This is a genomic window from Kitasatospora sp. NPDC032150, from assembly GCF_055579945.1.
On the sequence record NZ_JBVIMH010000022.1, the window covers coordinates 85,583 to 100,528 of the forward strand.

At 72.3% G+C, this 14,946-nt stretch carries 14 protein-coding genes; 7 read left to right on the top strand and 7 right to left on the bottom strand.

Going from position 1 to position 14,946, the window contains the following annotated elements:
- Positions 1-317 precede the first annotated feature (317 nt).
- From dapF to miaA, 3 genes are all read right to left on the bottom strand, one after another.
- Positions 318-1,220, bottom strand: coding sequence for a diaminopimelate epimerase (gene dapF, locus ACZ5ON_RS24410; protein ID WP_465596461.1), 903 nt, complete (start codon positions 1,218-1,220; stop codon positions 318-320).
- Positions 1,221-1,289: 69 nt separating this feature from the next.
- Positions 1,290-1,778, bottom strand: coding sequence for a hypothetical protein (locus ACZ5ON_RS24415; RefSeq protein ID WP_465596464.1), 489 nt, complete (start codon positions 1,776-1,778; stop codon positions 1,290-1,292).
- Positions 1,779-2,035: 257 nt separating this feature from the next.
- Positions 2,036-2,968 (bottom strand): tRNA (adenosine(37)-N6)-dimethylallyltransferase MiaA, encoded by a 933-nt coding sequence (miaA, locus tag ACZ5ON_RS24420; RefSeq protein ID WP_465596467.1) that lies wholly within the window; start codon positions 2,966-2,968, stop codon positions 2,036-2,038.
- 83 nt (positions 2,969-3,051) lie between these two features.
- On the opposite strand from miaA, the gene ACZ5ON_RS24425 reads away from it, so the two are divergent.
- Positions 3,052-3,351 carry an antitoxin gene (locus ACZ5ON_RS24425; protein ID WP_465596470.1) on the top strand — a complete coding sequence of 100 codons (300 nt, stop codon included), beginning with the start codon at positions 3,052-3,054 and terminating at the stop codon, positions 3,349-3,351.
- A 74-nt stretch (positions 3,352-3,425) separates the two neighbouring features.
- Here the strand turns inward: ACZ5ON_RS24425 and ACZ5ON_RS24430 are convergent, their stop codons facing one another.
- Together ACZ5ON_RS24430 and miaB are read right to left on the bottom strand one after the other, a co-directional pair.
- On the bottom strand, positions 3,426-4,124 hold the full coding sequence (locus tag ACZ5ON_RS24430; RefSeq protein WP_465596473.1) for a class III extradiol dioxygenase subunit B-like domain-containing protein: 699 nt from the start codon (positions 4,122-4,124) through the stop codon (positions 3,426-3,428).
- A 93-nt stretch (positions 4,125-4,217) separates the two neighbouring features.
- Positions 4,218-5,714, bottom strand: a complete 1,497-nt coding sequence (miaB, locus tag ACZ5ON_RS24435) for a tRNA (N6-isopentenyl adenosine(37)-C2)-methylthiotransferase MiaB (RefSeq protein WP_465596476.1) — start codon at positions 5,712-5,714, stop codon at positions 4,218-4,220.
- Positions 5,715-5,792: 78 nt separating this feature from the next.
- Here miaB and ACZ5ON_RS24440 point away from each other — a divergent pair, with 78 nt between their 5' ends.
- Entirely contained in the window at positions 5,793-6,803 is a 1,011-nt protein-coding gene (locus tag ACZ5ON_RS24440; protein ID WP_465596479.1) for a TAXI family TRAP transporter solute-binding subunit, read from the top strand.
- A 69-nt stretch (positions 6,804-6,872) separates the two neighbouring features.
- On the opposite strand, the gene ACZ5ON_RS24445 is transcribed toward ACZ5ON_RS24440, so the two are convergent.
- Both ACZ5ON_RS24445 and ACZ5ON_RS24450 read right to left on the bottom strand, forming a co-directional pair.
- Positions 6,873-8,303, bottom strand: coding sequence for a sensor histidine kinase (locus ACZ5ON_RS24445; protein WP_465596482.1), 1,431 nt, complete (start codon positions 8,301-8,303; stop codon positions 6,873-6,875).
- Between the two features lie 6 nt (positions 8,304-8,309).
- Positions 8,310-9,050, bottom strand: a complete 741-nt coding sequence (locus ACZ5ON_RS24450) for a response regulator transcription factor (RefSeq protein WP_465596485.1) — start codon at positions 9,048-9,050, stop codon at positions 8,310-8,312.
- A gap of 412 nt (positions 9,051-9,462) precedes the next feature.
- On the opposite strand from ACZ5ON_RS24450, the gene ACZ5ON_RS24455 reads away from it, so the two are divergent.
- The 5 genes from ACZ5ON_RS24455 to ACZ5ON_RS24475 all read left to right on the top strand — a co-directional run bounded on the left by ACZ5ON_RS24455 (position 9,463) and on the right by ACZ5ON_RS24475 (position 14,699).
- A complete protein-coding gene (locus tag ACZ5ON_RS24455) occupies positions 9,463-10,191 on the top strand; it encodes an amino acid ABC transporter ATP-binding protein (protein WP_465596566.1) in 729 nt (242 codons plus the stop codon).
- Positions 10,192-10,350: 159 nt separating this feature from the next.
- The gene (locus ACZ5ON_RS24460) at positions 10,351-11,268 is read left to right on the top strand and encodes a glutamate ABC transporter substrate-binding protein (RefSeq protein WP_465596488.1); all 918 of its coding nucleotides are present in this window, start codon (positions 10,351-10,353) and stop codon (positions 11,266-11,268) included.
- Between the two features lie 70 nt (positions 11,269-11,338).
- Positions 11,339-11,989 carry an amino acid ABC transporter permease gene (locus ACZ5ON_RS24465; RefSeq protein WP_465596491.1) on the top strand — a complete coding sequence of 217 codons (651 nt, stop codon included), beginning with the start codon at positions 11,339-11,341 and terminating at the stop codon, positions 11,987-11,989.
- Positions 11,986-12,825: an amino acid ABC transporter permease gene (locus ACZ5ON_RS24470; protein ID WP_465596495.1), complete on the top strand. Its 840-nt coding sequence runs from the start codon at positions 11,986-11,988 to the stop codon at positions 12,823-12,825. Before ACZ5ON_RS24465 ends, ACZ5ON_RS24470 begins: the two co-directional genes overlap by 4 nt.
- A 158-nt stretch (positions 12,826-12,983) precedes the next feature.
- A complete protein-coding gene (locus ACZ5ON_RS24475; protein ID WP_465596498.1) occupies positions 12,984-14,699 on the top strand; it encodes an FAD-dependent monooxygenase in 1,716 nt (571 codons plus the stop codon).
- The last annotated feature ends 247 nt before the right edge of the window (positions 14,700-14,946 follow it).

The window sequence follows — 14,946 nt, forward strand, 5'->3', positions numbered from 1 at the left end:
CACCTCCGGCAGCGATCACCGGAGCGGCTCCCGACCCCGGTGGTCCATGCTACCGAGCACAACACGTTCCGCGATGCCCTGCTTCCCACCCGTCACCGAGATCACCCGATCGGGCGGATTCGGCTACCCCGCTACGGGGCAAAGCGAAGCGCCCGCAGGGGCACGGCACACCACCGCCCGGCGTCCCGCTCGGTTCCCCTGCGGCGGTGCGCTCCGGCCCGTGGTGAGCTGCGGAGGTGCCGGGGTACCCGCGCAGCCCTCCGCCCCGGAGGAACCACCCGCAAGGAACTCACCGCTCGCACCAGCGGGCTCCGCTCTCAGCGGAGCGGGAGCGCGCCGAGCCAGGCCGGGTCGATGGTGCCGGCGGCGACGATCTCCGCGGGGCCGGTCATCTCGACCCGGCCGTCCGGGTGCTCGGTGATGACCAGGCTGCCGCCCGGGAGGTCCACGGTGTAGGAGACCGCCTCGCCGGTGACCGCCGGGTCGAGCCCGTCCCGCCGTGCCGCGGCGACCGCGACGGCGCAGGCTCCGGTGCCGCAGGAGAGCGTCTCCCCCGACCCCCTCTCGTGCACCCGCATCGCGACGTGCCGCGGCCCCCGGTCCACCACGAACTCGACGTTGACGCCCTCGGGGTACGCGCTCCCGGGTGCGGTGCGCGGCGCCGTCCGCAGTTCGCCCGCCTGCGCGAGGTCGTCGACGAAGGCGACGGCGTGCGGATTGCCCATGTTCACGTTCCGCGCGGGCCAGCTGCGGTCGCCGACCGAGACCTCGATCCCGTCCGGCCCCGGCAGCAGCGCGCGGCCCATGTCCACGGTGACCGCGCCCGGCGTCCCGTCGGCGCCGTCCTCGGCGATGACCGCCCGCCGCACCCCGGCCCGGGTCGCGATCGCGATCGGGCCCGGCTCGACCAGCCCCGCGTGCACCAGGTAGCGCGCGAAGACCCGGACGCCGTTGCCGCACATCTCGGCGATCGAGCCGTCGGAGTTGCGGTAGTCCATGAACCACTCGGCCTGGTCGGCCTGCCCGGCGGCCGCCGGGTCGGCGGCGGAGCGCACCACGCGCAGCAGCCCGTCGCCGCCGATGCCGGCCCGGCGGTCACACAGCCGGGCGACGGCGTCCGGACCCAGGTCCAGCAGGCCGTCCGGGTCGGGGACGATCACGAAGTCGTTCTGGGTGCCGTGGCCCTTGAGGAAGGGCAGGCCCGTCGCGGTAGCACTCACAGTGCCGATGGTACTGACCGCCCACGCGGCCCGGTCACCGTGTCCGGCCGGTGGGAACCGGCCCTCGGCTCAGCCGCTGAGGCGGACGACCCGCCAGAGGGCCAGCACCACGGAGACGATCGCGATCAGGGTGTAGACCGCGATGGCCCGGCGGCTGGCCCGCTGCCCGGTTCCCCGGCGCGGCAGCCCCGGCCACTTGTACCCGGCGACCCTGGCCGCCATCGCGCCCCAACCGACCGAGGCGGCGGTGAGCAGCAGCCCGAGCATCCCGATCATGGCCGAGGCGTTGTCACTCGAACCGAAGGCGAGCGGGAAGGCGAACATCAGCGAGCCGAGGGTGGCGACCAGGGCGATCGGCAGGATCTGCCACCAGCGCAGCCTGCGCCGCGGCCGGATCTCCCGCTCATGCACCACACCGGGCACCGCCAGGTCCCCGATCGCGGGCACGGCGACTGCGTACGAGGTGGTGGGTACGGCGAGCTCGGGCAGCGTGATCTCGGCGCTGTCTTCGGCGTCGTTCGGCAGCTGCTCGACCTCGGGGCCGGTACCCGGCGACACGCCGCCTCCCCTGACGGTTTGACACGAGCTCACGGACTCGTGAACGGTGAGGTCGGCCCACGCGACTGACCCCATATGCTCTCGATGATGGCATGTCCAGAGATGGGCACAGGGCGTCCCGAGGGGTCGGCGGGTGATCCGTGGCCAGGACGTGATGAGGCCGTAACCCCGAGTTCGCCATGCACATGCAGGTGCATCCCCCGATGGCCGAAATCCGACGGTCCTGAGGCCGGATCAGATCACCGGTGACACCGGCCTCAGCCGGCGATCAGTTCCAGCGACCGTCCGAGCAGCTCGACCGGATCGGCACCGGCGGGACGGTCCAGCCAGTGGATCCGCTCGTCCCGGCGGAACCAGGACTCCTGGCGGCGGGCGAACCGCCTGGTGGCCCGGACGGTCTCGGCACGCGCCTCGTCCTCGGTGCACTCGCCGGCGAAGTGGTCCAGCACCTGCTGGTACCCGAGCGCCCGGCTGGCCGTACGGCCCTCGCGCAGCCCGAGCTTCTCCAGCTCCCGTACTTCGTCAAGGAGTCCGGCCGCCCACATCCGGTCAACCCGCAGCGCGATCCGTTCGTCCAACTCGGGACGCGGCACCCGGACCCCGATCTGCACCGTCTCGTACACCGACCGGTGGCCCGGCAGACTGGCCGTGAACGGGCGGCCGGTGATCTCGATGACCTCCAGCGCCCGGACGATCCGGCGGCCGTTGCTCGGCAGGATCGCCCCGGCGGCGACCGGGTCGAGCTCGGCGAGCCGGCGGTGCAGCGGACCGGATCCGTGCTCGTCCAGCTGCTGCTCCAGCCTGGCCCGCACCCCGGCGTCGGTGCCCGGGAACTCCATCTCGTCGATCGCCGCCCGGACGTACAGCCCCGAGCCGCCGACCAGCACCGGGGTCCGTCCGGCCGCGAGCAGCCGGTCGATCTCGACCCGGGCGAGGCGCTGGTACTCGGCGACGCTGGCGGCCTCGGTGACCTCCCAGACGTCCAGCAGGTGGTGCGGAACGCCGCCGCGCTCGGCCTCGGTGAGTTTGGCCGTCCCGATGTCCATGCCCCGGTACAGCTGCATGGAGTCGGTGTTGATCACCTCGCCGTCGAGGCTGCGGGCGATGGCGACCGCCAGGTCCGACTTTCCGGCGGCGGTCGCGCCGACCACGGAGACGACGCGGGGAGGATTGACACGGGAGCTGCTCACGGTCCAAGTCTCGCAAAGTCGGCCGGGACACCGTGCGCCGGTACTGGAGATCGTTCCGGAGAACAACGAGGGTGTCCCCGACGTTGAACCTTTCGGAACAGCCGACCCACCAGGAGAGCGAGACTGCCATGGGCCTGATGGACACCCTCAAGAGCAGGGCCGACGAGCTCAAGGAGAAGGCCAGCGAGCTCGCGGGCAAGCACAACGAGACGATCGACCACATGGTGGAGAAGGCCGGCGAGGCCGTCGACAAGGCGACCAAGCACAGGTACACCGACAAGATCGAGCACGGCACGGCCAAGACGAAGGAGGTCGTGGACAGCTTCGCCGCCAAGCCCAAGGGCGAGTCCTCCGCGGAGGAGAACCGGCCGCCGGCCGGCTGACCGCTTCCGGTCGTGGACCGGCCCCGTGCGGTCAGCCGGTCAGCCCCGGTGCGGTACGGCCCCGGGCGCGGCGGTCAGCGCCAGGACGCCACGAAGTAGCCGACCCCGTACGGCGCTTCGGCGTACCGCAGCCGCCCGCCGAGCCCGGCGTCCTCGGCTGCTCCCGCCAGGACCTGCCAGGGCGCGCGGCCGTCCGCCAGCAGCTCGGCAGCGAGCTTCGGGTCGAGGGCGGTCAGCGCCTCGGTGTCGGCGGCACCCAGGGCGCGGGCGGCGTCCGCGTCGAAGCCCTCGGCGCGCTCGTCCAGATAGCCGGGTGCCTTGACCGAACGGCAGGCGCTGCCGTCGCCCAGCACCAGCAGGCCCACCCGGTCCGCGAGGTCGGCCAGGCCCTTGCCCAGGCTCAGCATCCGGGCGGGCGGGGCGTCGGCGGGCACCGCGCAGGCGTGTGTGGGCAGCGCGGCACCGGCCTCGGTCAGCAGCCAGGCGCCGAGCGTCAGCGAGGGGGCGAGCGGCGGTCCGTCGACGCCGCCGGAGGGCAGCCGGACGGCCAGGTCCACGCCGTACCGGTGGAACGAGCCCGCGCCGCCCTCGGTCCAGACCTCTGCCCGCGGGCCGGTCCCGACCACCACCAGCAGCTCGGCCCCGGAGTCGAGCAGCTCCCGCACCGCCTCCGCGCAGGCGGTGCGCAGCGCGTCCAGTTCGGGCGCGGCACCGGCGGCCACCTCCGGTGCGAGCATCGGGGGGCAGGGGCAGACGGCAGCGGCAACCAGCATGTCGATCACTCTAGACCGCGACCGCATGCACCGAGGGGCGCGGTCGGCGAACCGCGCCCCTCGACAGCCGTCCTACGGACGCCTCAGCAAAAATCAGCAGGTGCTGCACCCACCGCTGGGCGCGGCCGGTGCGGCCGGCACACCGATCGTGGGCAGACCGAGCATCACCCCGGCCGGCTTCGCCGCCGGCGCGGCCTGCCGCTTCTCCCACGCGTCCCCCGCCCGGGTGCGGCGCACGGAGAGCACCGGCCCCTCGGCGAGCAGGTGGTGCGGGGCCGCGTAGCTGATCTCGACCGTGACCATGTCACCGGGCCGTACCGGCTCCGCCGGCCGGGTGAAGTGCACCAGCCGGTTGTCGGGGGCGCGGCCGGAGAGCCGGTCGGTCTTGTCGTCCTTCTTGCCCTCGCCCTCGGCGACCAGGATCTCCAGGGTGCGGCCGACCTGCTTCTTGTTCTCCTCCCAGGAGATCTCCTCCTGGAGTGCGATCAGCCGGTCGTAGCGCGCCTGCACCACGGCCTTGGGGATCTGGTTCTCCATCTCGGCGGCTGGGGTGCCGGGCCGCTTGGAGTACTGGAAGGTGAAGGCGTTGGTGAACCGGGCCTCGCGGACCACGTGCAGGGTCTGCTCGAAGTCCTCCTCGGTCTCACCGGGGAAGCCCACGATGATGTCGGTCGAGATCGCGGCGTCCGGCATCGCCTCGCGGACTGATCTGATGATCCCGAGGAAGCGCTCCTGCCGGTAGGAACGGCGCATCGCCCGCAGCACGGTGTCCGAGCCGGACTGCAGCGGCATGTGCAGCTGGTGCATCACGTTCGGGGTCTCGGCCATCGCGGCGATCACGTCGTCGGTGAAGTCGCGCGGGTGCGGCGAGGTGAAGCGGACCCGCTCCAGGCCCTCGATCTGCCCGCAGGCGCGCAACAGCTTGGAGAACGCCTCCCGGTCGCCCAGGTCGGAGCCGTACGCGTTGACGTTCTGGCCGAGCAGGGTGACCTCGACGACGCCCTCGGCGACCAGCGCCTCGATCTCGGCGAGGATGTCGCCGGGACGGCGGTCCTCCTCCTTGCCGCGCAGCGCGGGCACGATGCAGAAGGTGCAGGTGTTGTTGCAACCGACCGAGATGGCGACCCAGGCGGCGTAGGCGGACTCGCGGCGGGTGGGCAGCGTGGAGGGGAAGGTCTCCAGCGACTCCAGGATCTCGACCTGGGCCTTCTTCTCCACCGCCGCGCGCTCCAGCAGCGCGGGCAGGTGGCCGATGTTGTGGGTGCCGAAGACCACGTCGACCCACGGTGCCTTCTGCACGATGGAGTCGCGGTCCTTCTGCGCCAGGCAGCCGCCGACGGCGATCTGCATGCCCCTGTGGCGGCTCTTGACGGGCGCCAGCTGGCCGAGGTTGCCGTACAACTTGTTGTCGGCGTTCTCGCGCACCGCGCAGGTGTTGAAGACGACCAGGTCAGGGTCGCCACCGCCCTGCTCGGCCTTGACGTATCCGGCGTCCTCCAGCAGTCCGGCGAGGCGCTCGGAGTCGTGGACGTTCATCTGGCAGCCGTACGTGACGACCTTGTAGCTCTTCGGTTCCTGGCTCGTACCCACGGACCCAAGGGTACGAGACCGCAGTCCACCCGCGTGAACCTCTCCCGATCATGGCCCAGTCCTGGCAGGATCCCCCGCATGACTTTCGCGCCGGGCACCGTGCTGCGCGTGGTGGCCCGCAGCCGGCTCGGCCGGGCGGCCGCCGCGCTGCTGCTGGTCGTCGGCGCGCTGGCGGGCTGGTGGCTGGCCTCGGCTGACGGCGACGTCTACCCGGGCGGCTCGCCCAGACTCGCGACTGGTGTGCCGCGCGGGGTCTACGACAACTACGGGCTGCTGCTGCACGACTACCTGGGCACGCACCTGCCCGCGCTGAAGCTGCAGCTGGACAACTCCGAGGGCTCGGTCGACAACCTGGAGCGGGTGCTCTCCGGCCGGGACGCCTTCGCGATAGCGACCGCCGACGCGGTCGCCGAGTACCAGGGACCGCAGAAGTCCCGGCTGCGGGCCATCGCCCGGCTGTACGACGACTACCTGCAGCTGGTCGTCCCGGCCGACTCACCGGTGCACCGGGCGGCGGACTTGCGCGGGCGGCGGGTGAGCGTCGGCCAGAGCCTGTCCGGCGTGAACCTGGTGACCAGACGGCTGCTGGCCGGAGCCGGTCTGGATCCGGACCACGACATCCACCCGGTCATGCTCGGCGTCGGCGACGCCGCCGACCAGCTGAAGGCAGGCAAGCTGGACGCCTTCTTCTGGTCCGGCGGGCTGCCGACCTCCGCGCTCGCCGACCTGTCGGAGCAGTTCCCGATCCGGATCGTGCCGCTCGGCGACCTGGCCGAGTCGGTGCACCAGCAGGAGGGCGGCGGCACCGACGCCTACCGAGCCGCGACCATTCCGCCCGACGCCTATCCCAAGGCGAAGAACGGCGACGCGGCGGTGCCCACGCTCGCAGTGCCCAACCTCCTGGTGACCAGGGACGACGTCGACCCCCGCCTGGTGCAGGACCTGACCAGGGCGGTGATCGACAGCCGCGACGTGATCGGCGCCAAGGTGCACGCCGCCCAGCTGGTCGATCTGCGCACCGCCGTCTACACCGCCCCGCTCCCCCTCCACGAGGGCGCCCGCCGCTACTACACCTCGGTCAAACCCTGAGGCTGCCGCGGTTGCGGGGCTCCCCAGGGCCGCTCGTCGAGGAGGCCGCTCCCCCGCTCGCCCGGCGGCTCAGCCGTCGCCCTTGGGCACCGCGAGCGTCACCTCCAGGCCCGTCGGCTCGGCCGGGGCGAAGTCGAGTGAGCCGCCGCCCGCCAGCAGCAGGGTCCGGGCGATCGAGAGGCCGAGCCCGGAGCCGTCGATGTTCTGGTGCCGGGGACTGCGCCAGAAGCGGTCGCCCACCCTGGCCAACTCCTCCTCGGTCAGCCCGGGGCCCGCGTCGGTGACGGTCACCGCGACCTCGCGCTTGCCCGTCACGATCCGCAGCCCGATCCGGCCCTCGTCCGGGGTGAACTTGAGCGCGTTGTCCAGCACCGCGTCCAGCGCGCTGCCGAACCCGATCGGATCGGCCAGCCCGACCGCCGACGGCGGCCCCTCCCACTCCAGCCGCTGCCCGCGCTGACCTGCGACCGGACGCCAGGCGTCGATCCTGGCCAGCACCAGGGCGGTGAGGTCGACCTGCTCGGGCTCCGGGCGGGCGTGTTCGGCGGTGGCCAGGCCCAGCAGGTCGTCGAGCACCCGGGCCAGCCTGACACCCTCCTCCCGGACCTGGCCGAGCTCCTCCTCGTGTCCCTCGGGCAGTTCCAGGCCGAGCAGCTCGACCCGCAGCAGCAGAGCGGCGAGCGGGTTGCGCAGCTGGTGCGAGGCGTCCGCGACGAAGGCCCGCTGCTGGTCCAGGGCGAGCACCACGTTGTCCGCCATGTGATTGAACGAGCGTGCCAGCCGCCGGAGTTCGGGCGGGCCCGCACTGGCCGCGACCCGTGCGTTCATCCGTCCGGTGGCGATGTCGTGGGTGGCCCGGTCCAGGGTGCGGACCGGGTGCAGCACCCAGCTGGTGAGGCGCACCGCCAGCAGTACGGCCACGATCATCGCCAGCGCCTCGCCCGCGCCGAGCACCAGCCAGTGGTGCAGGATCCTGGCCCGCAGCGGTCCGGTCGGGGAGTCGGTGAGCACCACGGCGACCACGTCGCCGTCCCGGACCACGGGAGTGGCCACGGTGAGGGTCCGCTCCGGGGTCCACGGCCAGACCTGCGGCGGGTTGTGACTGCGGCGCCCGTCCAGGGCCTCCTGGAACGCCTGCCGGCCCGGGCCGGTGTCCGGTACCCGCCAGCCCTCCGGCGCGCTGGCCGCGGTGGCGCCGCTGCGCTGGAAGATCCCGATCCGGATCCCGTACAGGCCGTGGTAGCGCTCCGCCTCGACGGCCAGCGCGTTGCGGCGGCCGGGGTCGCCCGGGTCGGGCGTCGAGTCGCCCTTCATCGCGGTGTCCACCCCGAGGTAGCCCTGGGTGGGCAGGTCCTGGGCGAAGCGGGCCGCGTCGTCGAGCCGGTCGACCACCACCGTGCTCTGCTCGGCGGCCGCGATGAACACCGCGAGCGGGACCCCCAGGGCCGCCAGCACGCAGGCCATCAGGGAGAGCAGGATGCCGAGCAGACGGTTGCGCACGAGAGGTCAGCGCCCCGAGTCCGGGCCGGCGGGGTCGGTCCGGGGCTGCTCGGCGATCAGCCGGTAGCCCACACCGCGGACGGCCTCGACCAGTCCGGGCAGGCCGAGCTTGTTGCGCAGCGAACCGATGTGCACCTCCAGGGTGCGGCCGTTGCCCTCCCAGCCGCTGCGCCAGACCTCGCTGAAGATCTGCTCCCGCCGGTAGACCACGCCGGGGCTCTGGGAGAGCAGCGCCAGCAGGTCGAACTCCTTGCGGGTGAGCGGTACGTCGCGACCGTCCACACTGACCCGGCGGCGCTCCCGGTCGATCGAGATGCCTCGGGACTCCAGCGGGCCGGGCTGGGCGGGCTGGTCGCCCGGCTCGCTCCCGGCGCCCGTGGCCGGCCAGCGCCGTACCACCGCGTGGATCCGGGCGAGCAGTTCGCCCATGTCGTAGGGCTTGGTGACGTAGTCGTCGGCACCGAGGTTGAGGCCGTGGATCCGCGAGCGGACGTCGGCCCGCGCGGTCACCATGATCACCGGGACGCCGCTGTGCGCCCGGATCCGGCTGCACACCTCGAAGCCGTCCCGGTCGGGCAGCCCGAGGTCGAGCAGGACCACCCGGTACGGCTCGTTGCCGTCGGGCACCAGTGCGTCCAGCGCCTCGTGCCCGCTGCGGGCATGGCGGACCTGGAAGCCGTGCCTACCGAGCACGGCGACCAGCGCGGCGGCGACCCGTTCGTCGTCCTCGACGAGCAGCAGGCGCACCTCCTGCCTCCTTTCCGTGGTCTGTCCGGTGAGGGATCGGTCCGGATTTGGCCCGGTCCTTGCGGAGTATGGTCGAGTCCGCCGGGTCCTGTCATCAGGCCACCGCCGTCCGATCGTTCGCGCACGGCCACTCCCACCCGCAACCGCCGGGCGTACAGCGGGCCCCGCCCCCGCTCCGACCCCGTCACGTGGCCGGATCGTGATGCTCAAGTTCCCCTCAGATCGGCTGACATGACATCGTCGACGCTTCTAGGGTCTGCCCAACCGGGGGCCGTCGGGCTCCGCCGGCTCACCGGCCCCCGGCGCAGACGACACCAGCACCAGCACCGCAGCCCGGGGGTCGCCCGGGTCGGACCCGAGGGAGCAAGGCGCGATGACCGAGACCACCGGCACCGACTCCCGTCCCGACCCGCTGGTCGTACTGAGCGGTGTCAACAAGCACTACGGGGCGCTGCACGTGCTCCAGGACATCGACCTGGAGATCGCCCGGGGCGAGGTGGTGGTGCTGATCGGCCCGTCCGGCTCGGGGAAGTCGACCCTGTGCCGGACGATCAACCGGCTGGAGACCATCGACTCCGGCACCATCACCGTGGACGGCCGGCCGCTGCCCGCCGAGGGGCGGGAACTGGCCAAGCTGCGGGCCGAAGTCGGAATGGTGTTCCAGAGTTTCAATCTCTTCGCACACAAGACCGTGCTGGAGAACGTGGTGCTCGCCCAGGTCAAGGTCCGCGGGATCCCGAAGGCCGAGGCCGAGCAGACCGCGCGCGAGCTGCTGGAGCGGGTCGGAGTGGGCGCGCAGGCCGAGAAGTTCCCCGCCCAGCTCTCCGGCGGCCAGCAGCAGCGGGTGGCGATCGCCCGCGCACTGGCCATGAAGCCCAAGGTGATGCTCTTCGACGAGCCCACCTCGGCCCTCGACCCCGAGATGGTCAACGAGGTGCTGGAGGTGATGCGTTCGCTCGCAGCCGAGGGCATGACGATGGTCGTGGTGACGCACGAGATGGGATTCGCCCGCTCCGCCGCCAAGCGCGTGCTGTTCATGGCGGACGGACGGATCGTCGAACAGAACACCCCCGAGGCGTTCTTCACCGCGCCGCGCACCGACCGGGCCAAGGACTTCCTTTCGAAGATCCTGCACCACTGAGGCCAGAACTGATCTAGCGTCTGACCCGATTCCGTTGGAACCGGGCCCGAGGGCGTGCCCGGACTCCGCCGGAACGGTTGGCGCGCGGGCACCGCGCCAGGAACCCTTCAGCCCAGCGGCCCGGTTGACCGTGGCCAAGACCGAGGAGAGCAAAGCCTCATGAGGACCCGTCGCACCATCGCCGCCGCCATGTCGGTACTCGCGCTGACCGCCGTCGCGGCCTGCGGCAAGAGCGGATCCCCCAGTGACAACGCGGCCGGCGGCAGCGCCGCCCCGAAGCCCCCCACGTACCAGGTGAAGACCGACGTCAAGCTGGACGGCTCGAAGACCTTCGACACGGCCAAGAAGCGCGGCCACCTGGTCGTCGGTGCCAAGTCCGACCAGCCCTTCCTCGGCTTCGAGGACCTCGCGGCCGGCTCCGGCGCCAGCGCCCGCTCGGGCTTCGACATCGAGATCGCCAGAATGGTCGCCGCCGACCTCGGCTTCGATCCGAACAAGATCGAGTGGCAGACGATCGCCTCGGCCAACCGCGAGAACGCCATCTCCCACGGCCAGATCGACTTCTACGTCGGCACCTACACCATCAACGCCCCTCGCAAGGAGCAGGTCTCCTTCGCCGGCCCCTACCTGGTTGCCGGCCAGGACCTGCTGGTCGCGAAGGACAACACCGCGATCACCGGCCCCGAGTCGGTCAAGGACAAGCCCGTCTGCACCGTCACCGGCTCCACCTCGATCAAGAACATCGAGCCGTACGGCGCCAAGATCACCCAGTACGAGACCTACTCGCAGTGCGTGGACAAGCTGATGACCGGCGAGGTCGCCGCGGTCACCACCGACGACGCGATCCTCAAGGGCTACGCCGCGAAGAACCCCGACAAGCTCAAGGTGGTCGGCAAGCCCTTCACCAAGGAGCCTTACGGAGTCGGCCTGGCCAAGGACGACTCCGTCCTGCGCAACGCGATCAGCGACGCGCTCAAGGCCCACGAGGACAACGGCGACTGGAAGAAGGCGTACGACGCCACCCTCGGCCTTTCCGGCGCCGCGGCCCCGGCCGTCCCGGCCCTGGAACGCTACTGAGGCCCGGGCCTGACACGCCGACAGTTCTGACCACCTGACAGCCCCTTTGATCGAGAGGAGGGCCGCCGGCATGGGCATACTCTTCGAGGACGGCAACTTCGCGCTGTTCCGCGCCGGATTCCTGCAGACGGTCGAGCTCAGCGCACTGAGCGCGCTGCTCGCACTGCTGCTCGGCACCCTGCTGGCGGCCTTCCGGGTCTCCCCCGTCCCGGCCCTGCGTGTCTTCGGCACCGTCTGGGTCAACGTCTTCCGCAACACCCCGCTGACACTGCTGTTCTTCGCGGTGGCCTTCGGGCTCCCCCGGCTGGACGTCCACTTCTCCAGCTTCGTGTTCGCGGTGATCGCACTCGGCTCGTACACCGCCAGCTTCGTCTGCGAGGTGCTGCGCTCCGGCATCAACACCGTGCCGCTCGGGCAGGCCGAGGCCGCCCGCAGCCTGGGCATGAACTTCGGCCAGACCCTCGGTCTGATAGTGCTGCCACAGGCGGCCCGCTCGGTGCTGGGTCCCATGAGCAGCGTCTTCATCGCCCTGCCCAGGAACTCCGCCGTGGCCGGCGCGTTCAGTGTCTCCGAGCTCTTCAGCGTGCAGGGGACCCTCACCGAGCGCGGCTACAACATCCTCGCGATCTTCTTCTGGCTGGCCGCCGCCTACCTGCTGGTGAGCGCCGTGGTCGCCGTGAGCTTCCGTCTCCTGGAGACCCGACTGGCGGTGGCCCGATGAGCAGCGCCCCTACCTCGACCGTCCTCTACGACACCCCCGGTCCCCGCGCAAGGGCGCGCTACCGCGCCTTCGGGGTGCTCTCGCTGCTCGGCATCGCCGCCCTGCTCTGGTACGCGTACGACAGCCTGGCCAGCACCGGGCAGTTCGCCGCCGCGATGTGGGACCCGTTCCAGTACACCGCCATCCAGCAGCGGATCCTCGACGGCCTGCAGAGCACCCTGACCGCCTTCGGCCTGGCCGCCGTCCTCTCGCTGGCCCTGGGCTCGCTGCTGGCGGCCGGACGGCTCTCCGACCACAGGCCGCTGCGCGCGGCGGCCACGGCGATCGTGCAGTTCTTCCGCGCGATGCCGCTGCTGATCATGATCTTCGCGCTCTACCACTCGGTGTTCGCCACCTCGCCGCTCTGGGCGCTGGTCACCGGCCTGACCCTGTACAACGGCGCCGTCCAGGCCGAGATCATCCGCGGCGGCGTCAACGCGGTGCCGCGCGGCCAGGGCGAGGCCGCGTACGCGCTCGGCATGCGCAAGACCCAGGTGCTGTTCACCATCCTGGTGCCGCAGGCCGTCCGCTCGATGCTCCCGACGATCATCAGTCAGCTGGTGGTCACCCTCAAGGACACCTCGCTCGGCTTCCTCATCACCTACACCGAGCTGCTCTACGCCGGGAAGCTGATCGCCAGCAACACCTCCACCCCCAACGGCTACCCCTACATTCCGGTCACCATCGTGATCGGCGTGATCTACATCGGCATGTGCCTGGCCCTCACGGCGCTGGCCAAGTGGCTCGAGGCGCGCGGGCGCCGCGGCGCGAACCGGCGTACAACTGCCGCTGCTTGACGGACACCCAGGCGATCTGTTGCATTGCTCTTCGTGACAGCACCCGGGACCTCCTGCACCGCAGCCGACGCCGTGTCCTCCGTATGCCCCGTACACCCGGAGGTCCCGGCGCGCGCGGCGGCACCCGTGGGGGTCCGAGGCCGGACGGAGGTCCGCGCGTGGACCCCGTGATCGTGGTCGGCGCCGGACCGGTCGGACTGACGCTGGCACTCGCCCTGGCCCGGCACGAGGTGCCCAGCATCGTCCTGGACGAGGGCACGGGCGTGTGCCCGGAGGGGCCGCGCACCGTCGTCCTCGGCAGCGACAGCACCGCCCTGCTCACCCGCCTCGGCTACACCAGGGCCGCCTCCGACGCCGCCCGCTGGGACGCGTTCGGCATCTGGCGCCACCGCTCCGAGGTGCTGCGGCTGGACCTGGGCGCCGACCCGGTGCTCCACCTGCCGCAGCACCGTCTGCAGCGCGGCCTGCGCGACGCGGTCACCGCCACGCCGCTGATCCAGCTCACCCCGCTCAGCCGGGTACTGGAACTCGAACAGGACCAGGACGGCGTCAGCGTACGCACCCACCACACCCAGGACGGCACCAGCACCTGGTGGCGCGGCAGCCACCTGATCGGCTGCGACGGCGCCCGCTCCACCGTCCGCAAGCTGCTCAAGATCCGCTTCCCGGGCCGCCCGGCGGTGGACCGGCACGCCGTCGCCACCGTACGCGTCAATCTGCCGTTCCCCGGCGAGGCCCGGCTGCACCGCGAGCCGCCGTGGCGCGGCGACCGCGAGGCCTCCGCCCGCCCCCTGCCCGACGGCCTCTGGCGGCTCGACTGGCGACTGCCGCCCGGCCGCCCGGCACCCACCGCACCGGTCGACCCGCACGCCACCTGGCCCGGCATCGTCACCGGCGACACCCTGCTCGCCCGGGTCAAGTCCACGCTCACCGGCTGGTGCGGCGAACTGCCCCCGTACGAGCTGCTCGCCGCCGCCGACCACACCTACCAGCAGCGCCTCGCCGCCCGCTTCCGGGTCGGCCGCTGCTTCCTCGCCGGGGACGCCGCCCACCTGCACGGCGCGCTCGGCATGCAGAACCTGGTCGACGGACTGCGGGACGCCGACAACCTCGCCTGGCGGCTCGCCCTCGCCTGGCACCTTCCCCCAGCCGCCGGCTGGGGGGACCCCCCTCTCGCTTCGCTCACCGGCGGGCCGCAGCCCGGAGGCTCGCTGCTCGACGGGTACGAAGCCGAGCGGCGCGGCGCGGTCGGCGCCCGGCTGCGCGCGGTCGACCAGGCCATGCCGCTGCTGCGACCGCTGCGCGGCTGGCAGCACACCAGGCGGTCGCTGTTCACCGGCTCCTTCCGCAAGCACGCCCCGCTACTCGCCGATGGGCAGCTCGGCACCGGACGCTTCGGCGGCGCGCCCGCCTACCCGGCGGCGCCGTCCGGCGTACCCGGCCGGGTGCCGGTGCAGCGCGGGACCGGTCGCGGAACCACCCTCAGCGAGAACCTGCCCGCGACCGCACCCGGTGTGCTCGTCCCCGACGTTCCCGTCCTCACCACGGAAGGGGCCCCCGACTCGCTGCGGGCCAGGCTCGGGGCCGGATTCCTGCTGCTGCTGGTCGCTCCCGGCACCGCCGTGTGGGCCTCCCAGCACTGGCTGGGTGCCGGGATGATGCCCCAACTCGCCGAGGTGGCAGCAGCGTTGCCGGTACCCACCGAAGTCCTGGTCACCGAGCAGTACCCGGGCGCCGATCCGCACACCGTCCTGCTGATCCGTCCCGACGGCCATCTGGTCGGCACCACCCACGGCTGCCGTGGCGAGGACCTCCGGGCACTCGCCGACCGCGCCCGTGGCGGGCCGCCCTCGCTGGCCAGCGCCGGGAACTGACGCCCCGGGCGGCAGAGGCCAGGGGAAGGCCCTTGGCAGCGGGGAAGCCCCTCCGCTCGGCGCTGGGGTGAAGCCGTTCGGCTCTGGGGGCCGACTCTTCGGGGCAGCGGGAACGGCACGGATCGAAAGACACCGACGGTTGGCCGGGCTCCGGGCTCCGGGCTCCGGGCTCCGGGCTCCGGGCTCCGGGCTCCGGGCTCCGGGCTCCGGGCTCCGGGCTCCGGGCTCCGGGCTCCGGGCTCCGGGC

Excerpts from the sequence above, each read along its gene's own strand:
- ACZ5ON_RS24430 (WP_465596473.1), bottom strand. The coding sequence starts at position 4,124 with ATGCTGGTTGCCGCTGCCGTCTGCCCCTGCCCCCCGATGCTCGCACCG.
- ACZ5ON_RS24440 (WP_465596479.1), top strand. The coding sequence starts at position 5,793 with ATGACTTTCGCGCCGGGCACCGTGCTGCGCGTGGTGGCCCGCAGCCGG.
- ACZ5ON_RS24460 (WP_465596488.1), top strand. The coding sequence starts at position 10,351 with ATGAGGACCCGTCGCACCATCGCCGCCGCCATGTCGGTACTCGCGCTG.
- ACZ5ON_RS24465 (WP_465596491.1), top strand. The coding sequence starts at position 11,339 with ATGGGCATACTCTTCGAGGACGGCAACTTCGCGCTGTTCCGCGCCGGA.
- ACZ5ON_RS24470 (WP_465596495.1), top strand. The coding sequence starts at position 11,986 with ATGAGCAGCGCCCCTACCTCGACCGTCCTCTACGACACCCCCGGTCCC.